This is a genomic window from Streptomyces sp. 4F14 (assembly GCF_048159485.1).
Taxonomy (GTDB): Bacteria; Actinomycetota; Actinomycetes; order Streptomycetales; family Streptomycetaceae; genus Streptomyces.
In genome coordinates this window covers 343,406-362,099 of sequence record NZ_JBLRVY010000002.1, presented here as the reverse complement: position 1 = coordinate 362,099, position 18,694 = coordinate 343,406, and the positions used below count along the sequence as shown (strand labels likewise).

The window sequence follows — 18,694 nt, the reverse complement described above, 5'->3', positions numbered from 1 at the left end:
AGCCGTGGCGGGCATCGTGTCCCGGCACCTGTCGCGGCGGCCTCCCCGGAGGGCACCCTTGGGCCCTGCACAGCGCTCTGGAGGGAGCCCGGCATGCTCCTCGGCACCTGGAACCTGGAGAACCTCTACCGTCCCGGCGGGCCCTTCGGCCCCAAGGACGAAGCCGCCTACGACGCGAAGCTGGCCGCCCTGGCCGAGACGATCACGGCCCTCGCCCCCGACCTCCTCGGCGTCCAGGAGGTCGGCGACCCCGACGCGCTGGCCGACCTCCTCGACGTGGTGGGCGGCGCCTGGCACACCGCGCTGTCCGAGCACCCCGACGGGCGCGGCATCCGCGTCGGGGTGCTCAGCAGGACGCCCCTGGAGGTCGTCGCGGACGTCGAGGCGTTCCCGCACAAGCTGCGTCCCGTGCAGTCGGACGACTCCGGCCTGACCGTCTCGGCCACCGGACGCGGCCTGCTGGCGGTGCGGGCCGGGTCCGTGCACCTCGCGGTGGCCCACCTGAAGTCCAAGCTCCTGACCTATCCGGGCAACCGTTTCTTCCCCCATGACGAGGGGGAACGGGCCCGCTACGGCGCGTACGCGCTGTACCGCCGGGCCGCCGAGGCGGTGACCCTGCGCGCGCTCGCCGACGACCTGCTCGCCGGTGACGGACGCGCGCGGGACGTCGTCGTCCTGGGCGACCTGAACGACGAGGTGCAGGCCGCCACGACGCAGATCCTCCTGGGGCCGCCCGGATCGGAGATCGGCACGTCCGGCTACCAGCTCGCCGACAAGGGCGACAAGGCCCGCCTCTGGGACATCGCCCCGCTGATACCGGCCGACCGCCGCTACTCCCGCGTCAACTCCGGCCGCCGCGAACTGATCGACCACGTCCTCCTCAGCCACCGGCTGGTCCACCGCGCGACCGGGGCAGGCACCGGGATCGGATCGCCCGACGAGATCCTGCGCCTCCCGTCGGTGGGCGAGGACCCGAAGGACCGCCGGAACGCGGCGGGGTCGGACCACGCGCCGGTGTGGGTGCGGGTGGGGTAGCTCGCACGGGGCCTCACTCCGCGCACGGGCCGCCTTCGCACAGCGTGCGTGGAACGCCCTCACCCATCGCGGGCGCCGGCTCCCCCAGCGTCGGCCTCACACCGCGCGCGGCAGCCTCAGCCTCCCCCTGGCCCCCGGCACCCGGTGCGCGTCCAGCGCCGTCAGGAGTTCGTCGAGCAGCTCGCGGTGGCGCCGGCCCAGGTGGCCCGTGTCGTCGAGCTGCACGGCGGAGGCCGTGGTCGTGTCGACGAGGCGTTCGAGGAGGGCGGCGACCTCGTCGGTGCCAGCGGTGTGGCGGGCGAGCGCGGGGTGTTCGGCGGCGGAGAGGGCGATGGCGGCGCGGGCCTCGGCGAGGGTGCGGTACGCCTCGCGGCGCAGCGCCCAGCGGGTGGCGCGGTCGCCTGCGGGAGGGGCCTGAGGGGCGTTCTCGGGGCCGTTCGGGATGGTCCGGGCGGTCTGGTGCTTCTCGTGGGTCTCCGGCCGCCACAGGCGCTTGTGGGGCTTCTGGGGGCGCGGTTCCTCGCCGGTGCCGCTGAGGACGTACGCCAGGTACTCCTGGGCGGCCCGGGTCGCGAGGGCGAGGCGGGCGCGTACCTGGCCGCCGCGTTCGCCCGGCATGGGGAGGTGGCCGACGACGAGGACGAGGACGCAGGCGAGGAGGGTCTCGCCGATGCGCCCGGCGGACGCCTGGGGTTCGCCGCCGACCATGACGAGGGCGAGGACCAGGACGGTGACGACGGCGGTCTGCGCGGCGAAGTGCCGGGTGGCGACGGGGACGAGGGCCCCGCAGACGGCGACGAGGGCGACGAGTCCCTCGGGCCGGGGCAGGAACAGGGCGAACCCGGCGAAGACCAGCGCCCCGAGGACCGTGCCGGCGGCCCGGTTCAGGACGCGCGAGACGAGCGGTCCGAGGTCGGGCTTGACCAGGAAGACGGCGGTGGCCGGGAGCCAGTACCAGTGCGTGTGCTCGCCGTACCAGTGGGAGTGGTGCAGGGCCTGCGCGATGGCCGCGCTCGCGCCGAAGCACAGGGCGACGCGCATCCCGTACTCGCGCCCGCCCGGGCCGAAGGCGGCCCGCAGCAGGTCGGCGGCCGTACGCCTGCGCGCGTGGGGCGCGGTGCTGTGCCCCCGGTCGAACGCCTCGGCGGCGTGCAGCAGGGCGTCGTCGAGGGCGCGCAGCGCGGGCGCGGAGCGGGAGGGCGCGGGCAGCGGCCCGGTGTGAGTGTTCTCGCGGACGGCGGCGGCCAGCCGCCGGGGTCCTTCGGAGGCGCGTTCGGAGACGGGCTCCCCGGCCCAGGCGAGCGCGGTCGCGGCCTCCCCGAGGGGCAGCGCGGCGGCGTACTGCGCGTGCAGGCGCCGTTCGGTGGAGGAGCTGGCGTAGCGGCGCAGCCGGGGTCCGGCGAAGGCGTCCTGGGCGTGGTCCAGGGCGGCGGTGAGGGCGGCTCGGCGGGCGGTGGCGTCGGGGCCGCCGACGGCGTCCAGGAGGGCGGCGATCGCGTCGTACACGCCCGCGACGGCGGCGCGTTCGCCGTCGAAGCGGAAGTCCCCGGCGAGCGAGCCCGGCGTGGGCAGGGCCAGGCGCAGCAGGAGCAGCCAGCCCGCGCCCGCGAGGTAGGCGAGGGCGCGCTGCCAGCCCGCCTCGTCGACCGGCATGCCGGCGCCGATCGCGGCGGCGACGAGCACCTGGGTGCCGGCCGCGGAGGCGACGGGGCCGATGGCGCTCATGCCGCCCGCGAGGAGGCCGAGGGCGGTGAGGGCGAGGGTGAGGACGACGGGTCCCGCGTGCGCGCCCGCGTAGGTGCCGGCGAGGAGTCCGGCCGCTCCCGCGAGCGCGGGCGTGCCGAGCCGCTGGACGGACGTCCGCCTGCTGCCCGGGCGGTCGTTGATCCCGGCGAGCATCGCGGCGATCGCGGCGACGACGCCCAGGGAGGTGCGTCCGGCGGCGACGGCGACCGCCAGCAGCGGCCCCGCCGCGAGCGCCCCGCGCGCGACCGCCGCCCAGGGGACGGGGCCTCGTTGCGCGCGCAGCGCGTGCGCGAGCCAGGGCGGGAGGGCGACACCGGCGCTTCGGGACACGGGGCTCCTGTCGTGACGGGGACGGGTGCCGTCGGGCGACGTCGGCCGGGGCTTCGGGCTGTTCCTCCACCGTACGGAACGGGTGGGCCGGTTGCGTTTCGTCGAGGTGAAGCGGGGTGCGATCAGGCGGTTTCTTTATGAACGCAACTCCCGTGACACACCTCCCGCGCGGGGACCGCGATTCCCCGAAGCCGCCTCCAGGGGCGCCCGTTACCGAGCCACCGCCGCGAACCGCTCCGCGAACAACGCGCCCGCCCGGTCGATCGCCTCCCCGACGTCCCCCGCACCCCTGACGATGCCGTCGACGTCCCGCAGCCCCGCCCGCTCCAGGAGCCGCTTCTCGTTCGTGACCCACTCCCCGCGCGCGGCGAGCACCGCGTGCCCGGTCTGTGCGGCGGCGACGGCGATCGCCCCCAGGGCCTCGGTCCACCGCCCCTCGGACGCGTGCGCGGCGCGCGCGTAGGCGAGGGTGGCCCGCGCGGTGTCGTACCACCGCGTGCTCGCGGCCGTACGCAGCTTCTCGGGGTAGCCGTCGGGGCGGGGCGCGTGTCCGCGCAGGACGCGGTTGACGGCCAGTTCGGCGACGATCAGGTACGTCGGGATGCCGGCGAGGTGGAACAGCAGGGGCTCGACCTCGTACCGGCCCTCCCGCGCGTGCGCCAGCGCGCGTTCCACGACGTCGAGGTCGCGGTAGTGGACGTCGACGCGCCGGCCCTCGATGTCCAGCCAGGCGCCGCCGTTGAAGACTCCCCCGCCCCAGCCGCCGATCTCGGAGACCTCGCCGGGCCAGCCGGTCGCCCGCAGGTCCGCCGGGTCGAAGGCGCCCCGGTAGTAGACCGCCAGGTCCCAGTCGCTGTCGGGGCGCCCCGTCCCCTGCGCGCGCGAGCCGCCGAGCGCGACGGCCCGTACGCCGGGCAGTGCGGCGAGCCGGTCGGCGACGGTGTCGAGGAACTGGGTGTCGGTGAGGTGGGACATGCGCGCAGGCTACGGAGCGCCGCCCCGCCCCCACCACCGAATTCACCCCGCGCGCGCCACCGGACTCACCGCGCGCACCACCGGATCCGCCCCGCACACAGCACCGGATCCAGCCCCCGGCGCCGACCGCTTCAGCCCGCCGCCGTCAGCCCGAACCCCGCCCCGGAGATCCCCCCGAGCCCCTCCACGATCCCCTGCAACGGCCCTCGCAGCGCGGCCAGTTCGGCGCGCATCGCCTCGCCCTCGGGCCAGCCGGCCTCGTGGTCGAGCGGGCTGACCTCCGGGGACCGGGTCGCCTCGTACGCGGTCAGGCGCGGGTGCCAGGCGGTGGTGAAGGGCCGGATCACCTCGTTGACCAGGCTGTACGCGAGGCTCTGCACGGTCGGTGCGCCCGCGCCCGGCGCGAGGCCGATGCTGTACGTGTGGAGCGTCGCGCGCGTGAAGTCGATGACCGACTTGAGCGAGGCCAGGGCCTCCCGCAGGCTCCCCTGCCCGGGGGCGAGTTCCTGGACGCCGATGCGGGTGACCAGTTCGACCTGGATGTCGAACGCGGCCATCCGCTCGGACTCGCTGGGTGCTGCCACGGGGCCCTCCCTCCGGCTGCCGGGAAGGCCCAGGGTAGCCGGGCCCCGGTGCCCGCACAGCGTGCGCAGGGCGGCGTGCCTCAGGGCCTCCGTACGGGCCGGAGCGGGGTCGTGGTGGTGCCAGGCGTGCAGCGTGACGGGGTGCAGCCGCCAGGCCCCCGCAGAGCCGCCCGAAGCCCCCGCAGGCCCGCCCGAAGCCCTCGGGGAACCGTCCGCGCCCCCTGGTGAGCCCGCGGCGCCCAGAGACCCGCCTGGAGCCCCCGGAGAGCCGTCCACGCCCCCCGAGCCGCCCACGGCGTCCCCGGGCTCCAGCAGACTCCGTGCGGACAACTCGGCGATCCCCTGGACGGCCCGCCGCCGGGCGACCGCCCGCGGCACCCGGTCGACGTCGGCCAGCACCCCGGCCGCGTCCTGCACGGTGACCGGCAGCGGGTGCAGGGCGGCGGCGCACCGCAGGACGTCGGCGGCCTCCTCGCCGGTCACGTCCGCGACGACGCCCGCCGTGACGTCCTGTTCGGCCAGCGTGTCCAGGAGCGATCTCCCGCGCGCGTGCAGCAGGTCGTACAGGGCGCGCGGGCTGTGTCCCGCGCGGACGGCCCGGCCGAGGAGCGTGAGGGCGAGGGGGTGCCCGTCGACGGCTTCCGCGAGGGCGTCGGTGCCGTCAGTGTCACCGTCGCCGTCGCCGAGCAGCACGCGCGCGTGGTGCGCGTCGAGCGGTCCCAGGTCGAGGGCGGTGCCCAGTCCGTCGTAGGCGTGGCTGCGGAGGGTGAAGAGGGTGTGTCCCAGGGGGTGGGCAGTGGTCAGGGCGGCGATCTCGCGGGCGGTGAGGCGCTCCGTCGGGACGTCGTCGACGATCCGGAGGAAGGGGCGGTCCGGGGCCGGGGCGGGGGCGTCGTACGAGTGGCCGTCCAGCCAGTGGACGCCGCCCGGGTAGGCCGCCTCGAAGCGCAGCGCGTACTCGCGCGCGAGCGCGGTCTTGCCGATGCCGGCCATGCCCCGGATCTGGACGGCACGTGCCCCGGCCCGGCCGGCGGTGAGGGGCGCGGAGTGGGCGTGCAGGGCGGAGTGGACGCGCCACAGTTCCGGCAGCCGGCCGAGGAACCCGGCGCCTCCCGCGGCGGTCTCCGGGAGCGGCAGGGGGCCGTCGAGGCGGGCGAGGTGCGCCAGGACGTCGGCGACGAGCCCGGCGGGGTCCGCCGGGTCCGCGTGGCGGGCGTCGCGCAGTTCGACGGGGTGGATGTGGGCGGCGGCCGGCTCCGGGTTGACGACCATGACGCGGCGGCGGGGGTCGCCCTCGGCGAGGCCCGCGAGATAGGCGCAGGTCAGCTCCCACTGGCATGCCTCACGCGCGGGATAGCCGGCGGAGTAGTAGGCCAGCAGCGCCTTGGAGCGGGCGAGTTCGCGGCGGATCGTTTCGCTGATGCCCGCGAAGGGGGCCACGCCCGTCTCGTCGGTGAACACCCGCAGGCCCGCCTCGCGCAGCGCCCGCGCGAGGGGACGGACCGATTCCGCGTCCGCGCGGCTGTAGCTGAGGAAGACGTCCCACACGGCGCCTTACCCTACTGTGGGCACCGGGGAGGCGATCATGGGACACAGGCAGCGCAGGCGACGGGGACCGGGCGGACCGTCGCAGATCACGGCGACACTGTCGATACCGTTCGTGGGCGAGATCTCCGGCACCTGGCAGCCGGCCGACGCGGAGCGCAGCGCGGCGTGGGAGCTGTACCTGGAGCTGGTGACGCGGGTCTCGGTGGAGGACCTGCACCCCGACGAGGGGTTCCTGCGCGAGGCGCTGACCTCGCTGTACACGTTCTTCGGCACGACCCGCGAGATCCTGCGCCGCTACGGCCCCGACGTGGCCCCGCCGCTGGCGCCCGGCCATGTCAGCTTCGGCGTCCTCGCGGTGACCGTCCTCAACCGCGTCCTGCGGCCCTTCCTGGCGTCCTGGCACCCCCGCCTGGCCGCGTACGAGTCCGGGCGGCCCGAGGGCCGGGACCCGGTCGCGTGGGAGCGCGCCTGGGACCACGCACCGCAGCTGCGCGCCCAGCTCACGGAGGTCCGCCGCACCCTGTCGTCGCTGGCCCGCACGCTCCAGCAGGTCGCCGGCGTCAGCGACCTCATCGACCTCCCGGCGCCCCGCTCGCCGGGGCTGGGGGCCGACAGGGGCACCCCCCCCCGCAGGTTCGAGCGGACCCTGACGGCCCGGAGTCGTGAGACGGCCCTGCGGGCCGCGTGATGCCCTGATCCGGCCGGGCCGAAACTCGGGTGCGCCCGCGCGCGCCGGGCGGAATGATCGGCGGTCGTCCGTCACCGAGGAGTTCCCATGATCCGCCGCGTCACGTCCCCGGCCCTCTTCCGCCCGCCCACCTACTCCCACGCCTCGGTCGTCGAGGCCGGCACGAGACTCGCGTTCCTCGCCGGTTCGGTGCCGCTCGACGCGGACGGCAGGCTCGTGGGGCCGGGCGACCCGGTACGGCAGGCCGAGCGGGCGATCGCCAACCTGGAGGAACAACTCGCGGCGATCGGCAGCGACTTGGCGCACGTCGCGGTCACGGACGTGTACGTCGTCAGCGCCGACCCGGCCGTCCTGGCGACGGTGTGGACCGTGATCGAGGCGTCCGGCCTCAGCACCGGCCCCCACTCCTCGACCCTCCTCGGCGTCGCCTGCCTCGGCTACCCGGGCCAGCTGGTGGAGATCACGGCGACGGCGGTAGTACCGGAGTAGGGGCGTACGGGGGGCGCGCACGGCCGGACGCAAGCCGCCTCCGTACAAGCACCACACCCCCCCTACCCGCCCCTCCCCCACATCCTCCTCTTGTCCAGCGGCCTCTCGAAGCTCCCCGCCCGGCTCGTGTTCAGCCCCAGCGACACCAGGGACTCGGCGAGCTTCACGGCCGCCCCGACCCCGTCCACCACCGGCACTCCCAGCTTCTCGGCGACGACCTGCTGGAGGCCGGTCATCCCCGCGCACCCGAGGACCAGCACCTCCGCCCCGGCGGAGAGGGCCTGCTCGGCGGCGCCGACGAACGCCGCCTCCGTGCGCGCGGGGTCGGTGAGTTCGAGGACGCCGAGCCCCGTCGAGACGACGGCGGCGCAGTTGCGGGCCACTCCCGCCAGCTCAAGGCTGTCCTCGATCTGCCCGCACGTCCGCTCCAGCGTCGTGACGACCCCGTACCGGCGCCCGAGGAGGCACGCCAGGTGCGCCGCCGCCTCCGTGATGTCGACGACGGGTACGTCGACCAGTTCCCGCACCCCTTCCCGCCCGTGCTCCCCGAACCCGGCCATGACGACGGCGTCGTACGCGGGCCCGTCGTACGTACGCAGCGTGTCGATGACGGCCGCCGCGGAGAGGTAGCTGTCGAGCCAGCCCTCCGCCGACGCGGGCCCCCACGCGGGGGTGAGACCCGTGACGAGGGTGCCCGGCGCGGCTGCGGCGCGGGCACCCCGTACGATCTCGGCGGTCATCTCCTGCGTGGTGTTGCAGTTGGTGACGACGATCCGCACGTCCGTCAGACCTCCTGCTCCGCGCGCTCGCTGCGACAGATCACCAGGTAGAGGCCGGCGGCGAGGGCCGTGCCGATGAACCAGGAGTAGGGCGCGACGTCGCTGAACGTCTTGACGAGCGCGAGGACCGCGGCGACACCGGCGGAGGGCAGGAACGCCCACAGGGCCTTGGGGTTGACGCCGTGGCGGTAGTAGTACCGGGAGCCGGGGGTCGCGTCGAAGAGTTCGTCGACGTTCACGCGCCCGCGCTTGACCCAGTAGTAGTCGACCATGATCACGCCGAACAGCGGTCCGAGGAACGCGCCGAGGCCGCCGAGGAAGTAGTTGACGACGGTCGGGTTGGAGAAGAGGTTCCACGGCGTGACGAGCAGCGCGGCGACGGTGCTGATCATGCCGCCGACCTTGAACGTGATCTTCTGCGGCCAGACGTTGGCGAGGTCGTACGCCGGGGAGACGAAGTTGGCGACGATGTTGACGCCCATGGTGGCGATGGCGAAGGTCAGCGCGCCGACGATCAGGACCCAGGTGTTGCCGACCTTGGCGACGAGTTCGGCGGGGTCGGTGATGGCCTGGCCGTAGACCTCCAGGGAGCCGGCGGTGACGATCACGGAGACGACGACGAAGGCGGTCGAGTTGATCGGCAGGCCCCAGAAGTTGCCGCGGCGCACGGTCCTGAAGTCGGGGGCGAAGCGGGAGAAGTCGCAGAAGTTCAGCATCAGCGTGCCGTAGGTCGCGAGGATCAGGCCGATCGCGCCGAACCACTGGCGCCACTGCTCGCCGACGGAGACGGGGTGCGGGGTGGTGGTGAGGGAGATCGACCAGCCGGCCTTGGCGAGGATCCACACGGCGAGCGCGATCATCACGAGCCAGATCGCGGGTCCGCAGAAGTCCTGGAACTTGCGGACGGCCTCCATGCCCTGCCGGATGATCAGCGCCTGGACGAGCCACAGGGCGATGAACGACACCCAGCCGAGCGCGTCGAGGCCGAGGAAGGAGTGCTTGGTCCAGGAGTCGAGTCCGGGCCAGGCGGCGAGCAGCATGACGTTGACGGCGACGGAGGCCAGGTAGGTCTGGATGCCGTACCACATGATCGCGATGACGGCCCTGATCAGCGCGGGGATGTTGGCGCCCCAGACGCCGAAGCTGATCCGGCTGACGACGGGGAACGGCACGCCGTGGCGCTGGCCGATCTTCCCCATCCAGTTCATGCCGACGTAGATCAGCACGAAGCCGACGAGGAGGGCGGTGAAGACCTGCCAGACGTTCATGCCGAGGACCAGCAGGCCCGCGGCGAACGTGTAGTTGCCGAGGTTGTGGACGTCGGACATCCACATCGCGAAGAGGTCGAAGACCTTCCAGTTGCGCTTCTTCGCGGGCGCGAGGTCTTCGTTGACGAGCCGGGGGTCGGGGGTGAACGCGGGCGCTTCGACGCTGTCGGCGAGGGACAAAGGGGCTCCAGAGGGGAGAACTCGGGGACGCTGAGCGGGTTTTGGTATACCAAAGTGCGGACATGGTCGCGCTGTCGGGCACCCGTGTCGATGTCTCCACAGTTACAGCTAGGTAAAAGACCTCTCCGCGTCGGAGAAAATGGCTGCATGGGCTCCACGACGAAGACCGCGACGAAGGCCCCGACGCGGGACACCGCGAACGGCGAACCCCTCGGCGCGGTCCGGGAACGCGTCCTCGCGACGCTGCGGCAGGACATCATCGCCGGGCGCCTGGCCCCCGGGGACCGGCTCGTGGAACGCGAGCTGGCCGACCGGTTCGGCGTCTCCCGCGTCCCCGTCCGCGAGGCCGTGCGCGCGCTGGTCGCCGAGGGCTTCGTCCACTTCGCGTCCGCCCGCCGCGCCGCCGTACGCGGTCTCACCCCCGACGACGTACGGGAACTCTTCGAGCTGCGCGAGGCGTTGGAGGTGTACGCGGCCGGGCTCGCGGCGGCGCGCGCGACCCCGGAGGCGCTCGGGGAGCTGCGGAGGCTCCTCGAAGAGGCGGCGAGGGCGACGGAGGCGGCCGACGCGGAGGCCGTCACCGACATCAACACGCGCTTCCACGACCGCGTGCTCACGATGGCCGGCAACAGCCTCCTCAGCTCCGTGATGGAGCCCGTCGACGGCCGCCTGCGCTGGCTGACCCGGCAGAACGAGGACTGGGCCCAGCTGCTGACCGAGCACCAGGATCTGTACGCAGCCATCGCGTCCGGCGACCCCGAGCGGGCGCGGCTCCATGCGCTGACGCACGTCCAGACCAACTACCGGTCGACGGTACGGCGGTTGTTCGGGGACGAAGGGGCGCAGGAGGCGGTGCGGGAGGCGTAGGGGGCGCGGCCCTCCCCCAACGCCCTCGCTGTAAACCGGCGTTCAGCGGTCCGCGTACTTGTCCGTCGCCGCCACCAGCGCGTCCGTCATCGACTCCGGGCCGATCGAGTGGCCCACCTCGTCGACGACCGTCAACTCGCTGCCGGGCCAGGCGTGATGGAGCCGCCAGACGACGCCCGTGAGGTTGCCGAGGTCGACGCTGCCCTGCACGAGGCTGCCGGGGATCCCGGCGAGGAGGTGGGCGTCGCGCAGCACGGCGTCCGTCTCCATGAAGTGGTCGTTGCCGAAGTAGTGGGTGACCGTGCGGGCGAAGCCCCTGCGGAACACCGGGTCCTCGTAGCGCTCGACCGAGCGCGGAGGCTGCGAGGCCATCGCCGTCTCCCAGTCGGTCCAGGCGCGGGCGGCCCGCTCGCGGACCCCGGGGTCGGGGGACTCCAGGAGCCGGTTGTAGGCGGCGGCGAGGTTGCCGTCCCGGTCGTCCTCCGGCAGGCCCGCGAGGAACCGCGCGAACGCGTCCGGGAAGACCTGGCCGAGGCCGCGGGTGAGGAGGTCCACCTCCGCGTCGGAGCCGGTCGCCACACCCGTCAGCACGAGTTCCGACACGACGCCGGGGTACGTCTGCGCGTACCGCAGCCCCAGCACCGACCCCCACGACACGCCCCACACCAGCCACCGGTCGACGCCCAGCTCCCGGCGCAGCAGCTCCAGGTCGGCCATCAGGTGGCCGGTCGTGTTGACGCTCATGTCGGTGCCCGGCTCGGCGGCGTGCGGGGTGGAGCGTCCGCAGCCGCGCTGGTCCAGCAGGACGACGCGGTAGCGCGCGGGGTCGAACAGCCGCCGGAAGTACGGGCCGCAGCCGCTCCCCGGCCCGCCGTGCAGCACCAGCGCCGGTTTGCCCCGCGGGTTTCCGCAGGTCTCCCAGTACACGTGGTTGCCGTCCCCCACGTCGAGCATGCCGTGGTCGTACGGCTCGGTCTCCGGATACAGTCCCATTCCCCGCACGCTATGTCCCCGGCCTCCTCGCCCTCACCTCATTTCAGGCCCGCCGCCCGCGCCGCTGTTCGCAGCACCCCCCTCAGCATCTCCGGCGTGAGCCTGCCGGTGAACGTGTTGCGCCGGCTGACGTGGAAGCAGCCGAACACCTCCACGCCGTCCAGCCCCACGCGTACGCCGTGCCCGAACGCCGGCCGGGGTCTCGGCACCTCCCACCCGGCCCGGGCCGGCGCGGGCCACGTCGCCTGCCAGCCGAACGCCCCCAGCACGACGATCGCCCGAAGGCCGGGCCGCAGCGCCGTCAGCTCCTCCACGAGCCAGGGCCGGCACGCGTCCCGCTCAGCCGGGGTCGGCTTGTTCTCCGGGGGTGCGCAGTGCACGGGCGCGGTGATCCGGACGCCGTACAGCTCCAGTCCGTCGTCCACGGCCACGGACTCCGGCTGCGAGGCGAGGCCGATGATCAGCAGCTTCGCGTCCTCAGCGCCGAATCCGGGGACCGGCCGGCCCCAGTACGTCCAGTCGGCGAAGGCGGCGCGCTTGGTGCGGGCGACCCCTTCCCGCCACTCCACCAGGCGGGGGCAGGCCCGGCAGCCGGCGATCCCGGCGTCCAGGACGGCCAGGCGGGACGCGGCGGCGGATCGCGGCTCACCAGCGGGTCGAGTCGCCGCCTCTCGCCCCTCCGACCCACATCCCGTCCTCGGTCAGCACCTCGTCCACCCGCAGCCCGCGTCCGGGAACGTGTACTGCACGTGGACCGAGTCGACGCCCTCCCCGACGGGCGTCGACGACCGGACGCCGACGCTGAACCCGCTGGGATCGACCCGCTCCCGGGGCACGTCCGTGTGGTAGCCCGCGCCCTTCCGCTGGCACCCCGCGCTCAACCCTCCAGCGGGAACCACCCCTCCCCGCCGTACCAGTGCCCGCCCCCCTCCAGGTGCTCCAGCACCGCCTTCTCCACGGTGGTCCGCCGAGGCAGCTCCGACAGTTCCAGCTGTGTGGACCCGAACACGAAGCGGACCGGCGTCAGGTCGTTCTCCTCCTCCAGGCGGTGCACGTGGAACCGCTCCTGGAAGCGGACGATGTTGGACCCGGCGGGCAGGTACCGCTTCAGCTGCGGGTCGAGCAGCCAGGATCCGCAGGTGGCGACCCGGTACGTCTCCTCGGGGAAGTGCGCCGCGAAGAACTCCCGCGCGAGCGCGAGGGAGCGGTCGCAGGACTCGGGGCTGAGTGGGCCCATGAAGTCGGGGATGTGCAGTCCGAGCGCCGGGTCCCCGGCCCGGAGCCCGGCGGCGGCGACGGACTCGCCGAGCACTTCGGGGACGATGCCCCGCTGGAACTGCAACCGCCCCAACTGGTACAGCTCGCCCCGCAGATGGAGGGAGAGCCAGCGCGCGGTCATGATCCCGCCGGTGCCGTGCCAGCGCCGGTGGACGGCGACCCCGCGCCCGATGTCGGCGAGGGTGCGGCGGCCGGTCTCGGCGGGGATCCCCCGCTCGCGGTGGTAGGCGCGCACGAAGGGCAGCGCGACGACGAAGACGTACAGCGGGAACCACCGGGCGACCGCGTGGGACGCGCCCGGATAGCGGGGCAGGTCGAGCCCGCCGGTCACCGCCCCCATGTCCCGCACGAGTCCGGCCACACCCCGCTCCAGGGCGGCCCTGCTCGCGGGGTCGTCGAGGAGCTGCCGGCTCAGCCGCACCGGCTCCTCGATGTCCTGGTGCGACACCCCGAGATCGAGCAGCGCGTCGACCAGCGCGTCGGCGTCGGCGAGCACGGACAGACCGTCCTTGAGTTCCACGACTGCACCCCCTGTAGCTCCCTGTGGCTCCGGAAGGACCGGCACCTCTGGAGAACGTCTCCACCGAAGAGTACGTTTCAGGAAGGAGTGGTGATCCCGATGCGTACGGGCAGTGAGCCGACGACCGCGCGCAGTGCGCTGCGGATGCGACTGTGGCTGAGCTTGTGGGGCCTGGCCTGGGCCGTCTTCGGCACGGCCGCGTTCGCCCTCGCGGGCCGGCCCGGCTGGGCCGCCGCCTGCGGGGCGCTCTGGCTGGTGATCATGGTCGATCTGACGCTGATCCTGCGCCACATCCGGCAGGGCCCGCACTGGCAGCCGGGCCGCGACGTCCCGCCCTACCGGCCGCCGGAGCAGGGGCGCCGGCCCTGACGCCTACGCGTCGAACCGCGCCGCCCGCAGGTACTCCGGGTTCGGGTCGAGGGCCGCGGCCAGCCGGAAGTGCCGTTTGGCCTGGTCGTCGCGGCCCTGGCGCTCGTACGTCCGGGCCAGCGCGAAGTGCGCGAACGCGTTGTCCGGCTCACGCTCCAGGACGATCGTGAACTCCAGCTCCGCCGGGCGCAGTTGCGCCGCCGCGAAGAAGGCACGCGCACGCAGCAGACGGGCGGCGGTGTTCTCGGGGTGCGCGGCGATGACCCCGTCGAGCAGCTTCACCGCACCCCGCGGGTCCCGCGCGGCAAGCAGTTGCTCGGCGGCGCGGAAGTCGATGACATGCGTCTCCGGAGAACGTCCGGTCGAACCGCTGATTTCGGGCACGGAACAGTCCTTCCCTCACTGACCGCGTTCAACGCCCCGCACGGGGGCCGCTATTCCTACGACGCCGTCGCGCCCGGCCGCGTACACCCCCGCGTCTCAGACGCCCTCCCCCCGGGCCCGGCGCACGAGCCCGTCCCACACCTCGCGCACCCGGCGCTCCAGCTCCGCCAGCGGTACGTCGTTGTCGATCACGATGTCCGCGATCGACCGGCGCTTGTCCCGGGTGGCCTGGGCGGCCATCCTCGCGCGGGCGTCGTCCTCGGTCATGCCGCGCAGCCGCACGAGGCGGTCGAGCTGGGTCTCGGGGGCGACGTCCACGACGATCACCAGGTCGTAGCGCGAGGCCAGGCCGTTCTCGGCGAGGAGGGGGACGTCGTGGACCACGACCGCGTCCGCCGGGGCCGCCGCCTCCAGCTCGCGGGAGCGGGCGCCGACCAGGGGGTGGACGATCGAGTTGAGCAGGGCCAGCTTCTCGGGGTCGGCGAACACGATCGCGCCGAGCCCGGGCCGGTCCAGCGCGCCGTCCGCCCCGAGCACGCCCGGCCCGAACGCCTCGACGACCGCCGCGAGCCCGGCCGTCCCCGGCGCGACCACCTCCCGGGCGATCCGGTCCGCGTCGACCAGCACGGCCCCTGCCGCCACGAGCAGCCGCGACACCTCGCTCTTGCCGGCCCCGATGCCGCCGGTCAGCCCCACTGTCAGCATGGGGAAAGCTTAGAACCCGCCACTGACATCGGGGGGCGGGCGGTCACAACCGCCGTCACGACTGTCGTGGGCGGCCTCAGCCCTCCCCCTCCCGCTCCGCGAGGAACTTCTCGAACTCCCGGCCGATCTCGTCCGCCGAGGGGATGTCCGCCGGCTCCGCGAGCATGTTGCCGCGGGTCTCCGCGCCCGCGACGGCGTCGTACTGGTGCTCAAGGCCCTCGACGAGGGAGGTGAGTTCCTCGTCGCCCTCGCGGATCTGGCGGTCGATCTCGGTCTGGGTGCGGTGCGCCTCCGTGCGCAGGGTGTGCGCGAGGGAGGGCAGGACGAGGCCGGTGGCGGCCGTGATGGCCTCCAGGACCGTGAGGGAGGCGTCCGGGTAGGCGGAGCGGGCGATGTAGTGCGGGACGTGCGCGGCGACGCCCAGGACGTCGTGCCCGGCCTCCATGAGGCGGTACTCGACGAGCGCCTCGGCGCTGCCGGGGACCTGCGCCTCGTCGAAGGGGCTGCGGTGGCCGGGGACCAGGTCCGTGCGGTTGCCGTGCGGGGTGAGGCCGACGGGGCGGGTGTGCGGGACGCCCATGGGGATGCCGTGGAACGTCACCGACAGGCGTACGCCGAGCCGCTCCACGATCTGCTTGACGGCCGCGGCGAACCGCTCCCACTCGACGTCCGGCTCGGGGCCGGACAGCAGCAGGAACGGTGCGCCCGTGGCGTCCTGGACGAGGCGGACGTCGATCGACGGCTCCTCGTAGTCCTGCCAGCGGTCGCGCTTGAACGTGAGCAGCGGGCGCCGGGCGCGGTAGTCGACGAGCCGGTCGTGGTCGAAGCGGGCCACGACCTGGTTGGGCAGCGTGTCGAGCAGGCCCTCCACGATCTGGTCGCCGGTCTCGCCGGCGTCGATGTATCCGTCGAAGTGGTAGAGCATGACAAGTCCGGCCGACTCCTGGGCCAGCGCCATGTCGACGACCGCCAGCCCCTTCGGCTCCCATGCGTACAAACCCTGCGGATCAAGCACTTGGACCGCTCCTCCTCGTGTTCGTACAGCACAACGATCAGACGGCCACGGGCATTCCCGTAATCAGGCGAATACGCGAAAAGACTGAGGGGCCGCACCTCGGAAGGTACGGCCCCTCAGTCAACAACTACCGCTCAGTGAGCGCCGGTCGTGCGGTGAGCGTCAGCTCTGGCCGCCGGCCAGCTTCTCGCGCAGGGCGGCCAGCGCCTCGTCGGAAGCGAGGGCACCAGAGGTGTCCGCGCCCTCGGAGGAGTACGAGCCACCGCCCGCGGCCGGAGCCGCACCCGCGGCGTCGCCGCCCTCGGCAGCGGCAGCGGCGTCGGCCTCGCGGCTCTTGATGACCTGCTGCTGGTGCTGCTCGAAGCGGGACTGCGCCTCGGCGTACTGGTTCTCCCAGACCTCACGCTGCGACTCGAAGCCCTCGAGCCAGTCGTTGGTCTCGGGGTCGAAGCCCTCGGGGTAGATGTAGTTGCCCTGGTCGTCGTAGGACGCGGCCATGCCGTACAGGGTCGGGTCGAACTCGACCGAGGCCGGGTCGGCGCCGAAGGACTCGTTGGCCTGCTTGAGGGACAGCGAGATCCGGCGACGCTCCAGGTCGATGTCGATGACCTTGACGAAGATCTCGTCGTTGACCTGGACGACCTGCTCCGGGATCTCCACGTGGCGCTCGGCCAGCTCGGAGATGTGGACCAGGCCCTCGATGCCCTCGTCCACGCGGACGAACGCACCGAACGGAACCAGCTTCGTGACCTTGCCGGGCACGACCTGACCGATCTGGTGCGTGCGCGCGAACTGCTGCCACGGGTCTTCCTGGGTCGCCTTCAGCGACAGGGAGACGCGCTCGCGGTCCATGTCGACGTCGAGGACCTCGACCGTGACCTCCTGGCCGACCTCGACGACCTCGGAGGGGTGGTCGATGTGCTTCCAGGACAGCTCGGAGACGTGGACCAGACCGTCGACGCCACCCAGGTCCACGAAGGCACCGAAGTTGACGATCGAGGAGACCACACCGGAGCGGACCTGACCCTTCTGGAGGGTCGTGAGGAACGTCTGGCGGACCTCGGACTGGGTCTGCTCCAGCCAGGCACGGCGGGACAGGACCACGTTGTTGCGGTTCTTGTCCAGCTCGATGATCTTCGCCTCGAGCTCCTTGCCCACGTAGGGCTGGAGGTCGCGGACACGACGCATCTCGACGAGGGAGGCCGGGAGGAAGCCGCGGAGGCCGATGTCGAGGATGAGACCACCCTTGACGACCTCGATGACGGTACCGGTGACGATGCCGTCTTCTTCCTTGATCTTCTCGATCGTGCCCCAGGCGCGCTCGTACTGCGCGCGCTTCTTGGACAGGATCAGACGGCCTTCCTTGTCCTCCTTCTGGAGAACCAGGGCCTCGATCTCGTCACCGACGGCGACGACCTCGTTGGGGTCGACGTCGTGCTTGATGGAGAGCTCGCGGCTCGGGATGACGCCTTCGGTCTTGTAACCGATGTCGAGCAGGACCTCGTCCCGGTCGACCTTCACGATGACGCCGTCGACGATGTCGCCGTCGTTGAAGTACTTGATCGTCTCGTCGATCGCGGCGAGGAAGGCTTCCTCGTTACCGATGTCGTTGACCGCAACCTGCGGGGTGGTGGCGGTGGTCTCGGTGCTGCTCGTCATGTGGGAAAGGGCTCCGGTTACGGACAGAAGGTCGTAGGTACTGCTACGCCGGGAGCCCGTATCGCTCTGAAGAAGCCGGACAGCCAAGGAAGCGGCACACCGGAGATCCGGTGGCGCCTCGAAAACCGAGGGGACTACAACAGATGCGAGCGCGACCTGCTACGTCTGAGGTGCGCAGGCCCGCAGCGCAACTTGTAGCATACGGGGGCAGCCGGACGGGGTCAATGCGCGAAGGCGCACACCCGGGGCGGATCGCCGCATACCCGGCACAAGAAGCGTCTCTGGAGGCCAACGCAGGCCCGAGAGACCCCTTCCGTGACACCTGTACGAGCGCCCGGCCTCGAAAACGGGTGACGGAAGAGTACGACGAGGGAGCCCGTCATCCAAGAGCCAACGGTGTCCGCCGTGGACCACGACCCAGAACCCGATTCCGAGGCCACCCGGCGTGCGGCCGGCGTCACGGAGAGCGCCCGCGCGAACCGGGGCTGGTGGGACCGCAACGCGGACGAGTACCAGATCGAGCACGGCACGTTCCTCGGCGACGACCGCTTCGTGTGGGGCCCCGAGGGGCTCGACGAGGTCGAGGCCGAACTCCTGGGCCCCGCCGAGAAGCTGGCGGGCCTGTCCGTCCTGGAGATCGGCGCGGGCGCGGCGCAGTGCTCGCGCTGGCTCGCCGCGCAGGGGGCCCGGCCCGTCGCCCTCGACATCTCCCACCGGCAGCTCCAGCACTCCCTGCGGATCGGCGGCGGCATCCCCCTGGTGTGCGCCGACGCGGGCGTCCTGCCCTTCGCGGACGGCTCCTTCGACCTCGCCTGCTCCGCGTACGGCGCGCTGCCGTTCGTCGCCGAGCCGGTGCAGGTCCTGCGCGAGGTACGCCGCGTGCTGCGCCCCGGCGGCCGGTTCGTCTTCTCCGTCACCCATCCCGTCCGCTGGGCCTTCCCCGACGAGCCCGGCCCCGAGGGCCTCACCGTCTCCGCCTCCTACTTCGACCGGACCCCCTACGTCGAGCAGGACGACGCGGGCCAGGCGGTCTACGTAGAACACCACCGCACCCTCGGCGACCGCGTCCACGACATCGTCACCGCCGGCTTCCGCCTGACCGCCCTCACGGAGCCGCAGTGGCCGTCCTGGAACACGTCGGAGTGGGGCGGCTGGTCGCCGCTGCGGGGCAACTTGATCCCGGGAACGGCGATCTTCACCTGCGAACGCGACTGACGGGAACCGCCTGCGGGCACCTAAGCGCGCGCAGGCGGTCGTCACCCGTCGTACGACACTGGGTCGC

General features: G+C 73.1%; 19 protein-coding genes. 6 read left to right on the top strand and 13 right to left on the bottom strand.

What is annotated here, in order from left to right:
- Window positions 1-93: 93 nt before the first annotated feature.
- A complete protein-coding gene (locus tag ACLZOT_RS03915; protein ID WP_416967268.1) occupies window positions 94-1,035 on the top strand; it encodes an endonuclease/exonuclease/phosphatase family protein in 942 nt (313 codons plus the stop codon).
- 96 nt (window positions 1,036-1,131) lie between these two features.
- Here the strand turns inward: ACLZOT_RS03915 and ACLZOT_RS03910 are convergent, their stop codons facing one another.
- From ACLZOT_RS03910 to ACLZOT_RS03900, 3 genes are all read right to left on the bottom strand, one after another.
- Complete coding sequence (locus ACLZOT_RS03910; RefSeq protein ID WP_416967267.1) at window positions 1,132-3,111, bottom strand: FUSC family protein; 1,980 nt, start codon at window positions 3,109-3,111, stop codon at window positions 1,132-1,134.
- 210 nt (window positions 3,112-3,321) lie between these two features.
- Window positions 3,322-4,086, bottom strand: a complete 765-nt coding sequence (locus tag ACLZOT_RS03905; RefSeq protein WP_416967266.1) for a nucleotidyltransferase domain-containing protein — start codon at window positions 4,084-4,086, stop codon at window positions 3,322-3,324.
- Between the two features lie 131 nt (window positions 4,087-4,217).
- Window positions 4,218-6,218 (bottom strand): TIR domain-containing protein, encoded by a 2,001-nt coding sequence (locus tag ACLZOT_RS03900; RefSeq protein ID WP_416967265.1) that lies wholly within the window; start codon window positions 6,216-6,218, stop codon window positions 4,218-4,220.
- A 37-nt stretch (window positions 6,219-6,255) separates the two neighbouring features.
- Here ACLZOT_RS03900 and ACLZOT_RS03895 point away from each other — a divergent pair, with 37 nt between their 5' ends.
- Entirely contained in the window at window positions 6,256-6,906 is a 651-nt protein-coding gene (locus tag ACLZOT_RS03895) for a hypothetical protein (protein ID WP_416967264.1), read from the top strand.
- 87 nt (window positions 6,907-6,993) lie between these two features.
- On the top strand, window positions 6,994-7,395 hold the full coding sequence (locus tag ACLZOT_RS03890) for a RidA family protein (RefSeq protein WP_416967263.1): 402 nt from the start codon (window positions 6,994-6,996) through the stop codon (window positions 7,393-7,395).
- A gap of 62 nt (window positions 7,396-7,457) precedes the next feature.
- Here ACLZOT_RS03890 and ACLZOT_RS03885 read toward each other — a convergent pair whose 3' ends face one another.
- Both ACLZOT_RS03885 and ACLZOT_RS03880 read right to left on the bottom strand, forming a co-directional pair.
- Complete coding sequence (locus tag ACLZOT_RS03885; RefSeq protein WP_416967262.1) at window positions 7,458-8,174, bottom strand: aspartate/glutamate racemase family protein; 717 nt, start codon at window positions 8,172-8,174, stop codon at window positions 7,458-7,460.
- A gap of 5 nt (window positions 8,175-8,179) precedes the next feature.
- The gene (locus ACLZOT_RS03880) at window positions 8,180-9,622 is read right to left on the bottom strand and encodes an NCS1 family nucleobase:cation symporter-1 (RefSeq protein ID WP_416967261.1); all 1,443 of its coding nucleotides are present in this window, start codon (window positions 9,620-9,622) and stop codon (window positions 8,180-8,182) included.
- A gap of 147 nt (window positions 9,623-9,769) precedes the next feature.
- Here ACLZOT_RS03880 and ACLZOT_RS03875 point away from each other — a divergent pair, with 147 nt between their 5' ends.
- Window positions 9,770-10,489, top strand: a complete 720-nt coding sequence (locus ACLZOT_RS03875; protein ID WP_416967260.1) for a GntR family transcriptional regulator — start codon at window positions 9,770-9,772, stop codon at window positions 10,487-10,489.
- A gap of 42 nt (window positions 10,490-10,531) precedes the next feature.
- Here the strand turns inward: ACLZOT_RS03875 and pip are convergent, their stop codons facing one another.
- The 4 genes from pip to ACLZOT_RS03855 all read right to left on the bottom strand — a co-directional run bounded on the left by pip (window position 10,532) and on the right by ACLZOT_RS03855 (window position 13,280).
- Entirely contained in the window at window positions 10,532-11,482 is a 951-nt protein-coding gene (pip, locus tag ACLZOT_RS03870) for a prolyl aminopeptidase (RefSeq protein ID WP_416967259.1), read from the bottom strand.
- 38 nt (window positions 11,483-11,520) lie between these two features.
- On the bottom strand, window positions 11,521-12,102 hold the full coding sequence (locus ACLZOT_RS03865; protein ID WP_416967429.1) for a uracil-DNA glycosylase family protein: 582 nt from the start codon (window positions 12,100-12,102) through the stop codon (window positions 11,521-11,523).
- Between the two features lie 81 nt (window positions 12,103-12,183).
- Complete coding sequence (locus ACLZOT_RS03860) at window positions 12,184-12,318, bottom strand: hypothetical protein (RefSeq protein WP_416967258.1); 135 nt, start codon at window positions 12,316-12,318, stop codon at window positions 12,184-12,186.
- 41 nt (window positions 12,319-12,359) lie between these two features.
- Window positions 12,360-13,280, bottom strand: coding sequence for an acyltransferase domain-containing protein (locus ACLZOT_RS03855; protein ID WP_416967257.1), 921 nt, complete (start codon window positions 13,278-13,280; stop codon window positions 12,360-12,362).
- A 99-nt stretch (window positions 13,281-13,379) separates the two neighbouring features.
- On the opposite strand from ACLZOT_RS03855, the gene ACLZOT_RS03850 reads away from it, so the two are divergent.
- Window positions 13,380-13,649 carry a DUF6343 family protein gene (locus ACLZOT_RS03850; protein ID WP_416967256.1) on the top strand — a complete coding sequence of 90 codons (270 nt, stop codon included), beginning with the start codon at window positions 13,380-13,382 and terminating at the stop codon, window positions 13,647-13,649.
- 3 nt (window positions 13,650-13,652) lie between these two features.
- Here ACLZOT_RS03850 and ACLZOT_RS03845 read toward each other — a convergent pair whose 3' ends face one another.
- The 4 genes from ACLZOT_RS03845 to rpsA all read right to left on the bottom strand — a co-directional run bounded on the left by ACLZOT_RS03845 (window position 13,653) and on the right by rpsA (window position 17,412).
- Entirely contained in the window at window positions 13,653-14,033 is a 381-nt protein-coding gene (locus ACLZOT_RS03845) for a tetratricopeptide repeat protein (RefSeq protein ID WP_416967255.1), read from the bottom strand.
- Window positions 14,034-14,129: 96 nt separating this feature from the next.
- Window positions 14,130-14,738 (bottom strand): dephospho-CoA kinase, encoded by a 609-nt coding sequence (coaE, locus tag ACLZOT_RS03840; protein ID WP_416967254.1) that lies wholly within the window; start codon window positions 14,736-14,738, stop codon window positions 14,130-14,132.
- Window positions 14,739-14,814: 76 nt separating this feature from the next.
- Window positions 14,815-15,753, bottom strand: coding sequence for a PAC2 family protein (locus ACLZOT_RS03835; RefSeq protein WP_416967253.1), 939 nt, complete (start codon window positions 15,751-15,753; stop codon window positions 14,815-14,817).
- A 162-nt stretch (window positions 15,754-15,915) separates the two neighbouring features.
- A complete protein-coding gene (gene rpsA / locus ACLZOT_RS03830; RefSeq protein WP_020137547.1) occupies window positions 15,916-17,412 on the bottom strand; it encodes a 30S ribosomal protein S1 in 1,497 nt (498 codons plus the stop codon).
- A gap of 405 nt (window positions 17,413-17,817) precedes the next feature.
- On the opposite strand from rpsA, the gene ACLZOT_RS03825 reads away from it, so the two are divergent.
- Window positions 17,818-18,627: a class I SAM-dependent methyltransferase gene (locus tag ACLZOT_RS03825; protein WP_416967252.1), complete on the top strand. Its 810-nt coding sequence runs from the start codon at window positions 17,818-17,820 to the stop codon at window positions 18,625-18,627.
- Window positions 18,628-18,694 lie beyond the last annotated feature (67 nt).

Excerpts from the sequence above, each read along its gene's own strand:
- ACLZOT_RS03850 (WP_416967256.1), top strand. The coding sequence starts at position 13,380 with ATGCGTACGGGCAGTGAGCCGACGACCGCGCGCAGTGCGCTGCGGATG.
- ACLZOT_RS03915 (WP_416967268.1), top strand. The coding sequence starts at position 94 with ATGCTCCTCGGCACCTGGAACCTGGAGAACCTCTACCGTCCCGGCGGG.
- ACLZOT_RS03895 (WP_416967264.1), top strand. The coding sequence starts at position 6,256 with ATGGGACACAGGCAGCGCAGGCGACGGGGACCGGGCGGACCGTCGCAG.
- ACLZOT_RS03890 (WP_416967263.1), top strand. The coding sequence starts at position 6,994 with ATGATCCGCCGCGTCACGTCCCCGGCCCTCTTCCGCCCGCCCACCTAC.
- coaE (WP_416967254.1), bottom strand. The coding sequence starts at position 14,738 with ATGCTGACAGTGGGGCTGACCGGCGGCATCGGGGCCGGCAAGAGCGAG.
- rpsA (WP_020137547.1), bottom strand. The coding sequence starts at position 17,412 with ATGACGAGCAGCACCGAGACCACCGCCACCACCCCGCAGGTTGCGGTC.
- ACLZOT_RS03905 (WP_416967266.1), bottom strand. The coding sequence starts at position 4,086 with ATGTCCCACCTCACCGACACCCAGTTCCTCGACACCGTCGCCGACCGG.
- ACLZOT_RS03875 (WP_416967260.1), top strand. The coding sequence starts at position 9,770 with ATGGGCTCCACGACGAAGACCGCGACGAAGGCCCCGACGCGGGACACC.
- pip (WP_416967259.1), bottom strand. The coding sequence starts at position 11,482 with ATGGGACTGTATCCGGAGACCGAGCCGTACGACCACGGCATGCTCGAC.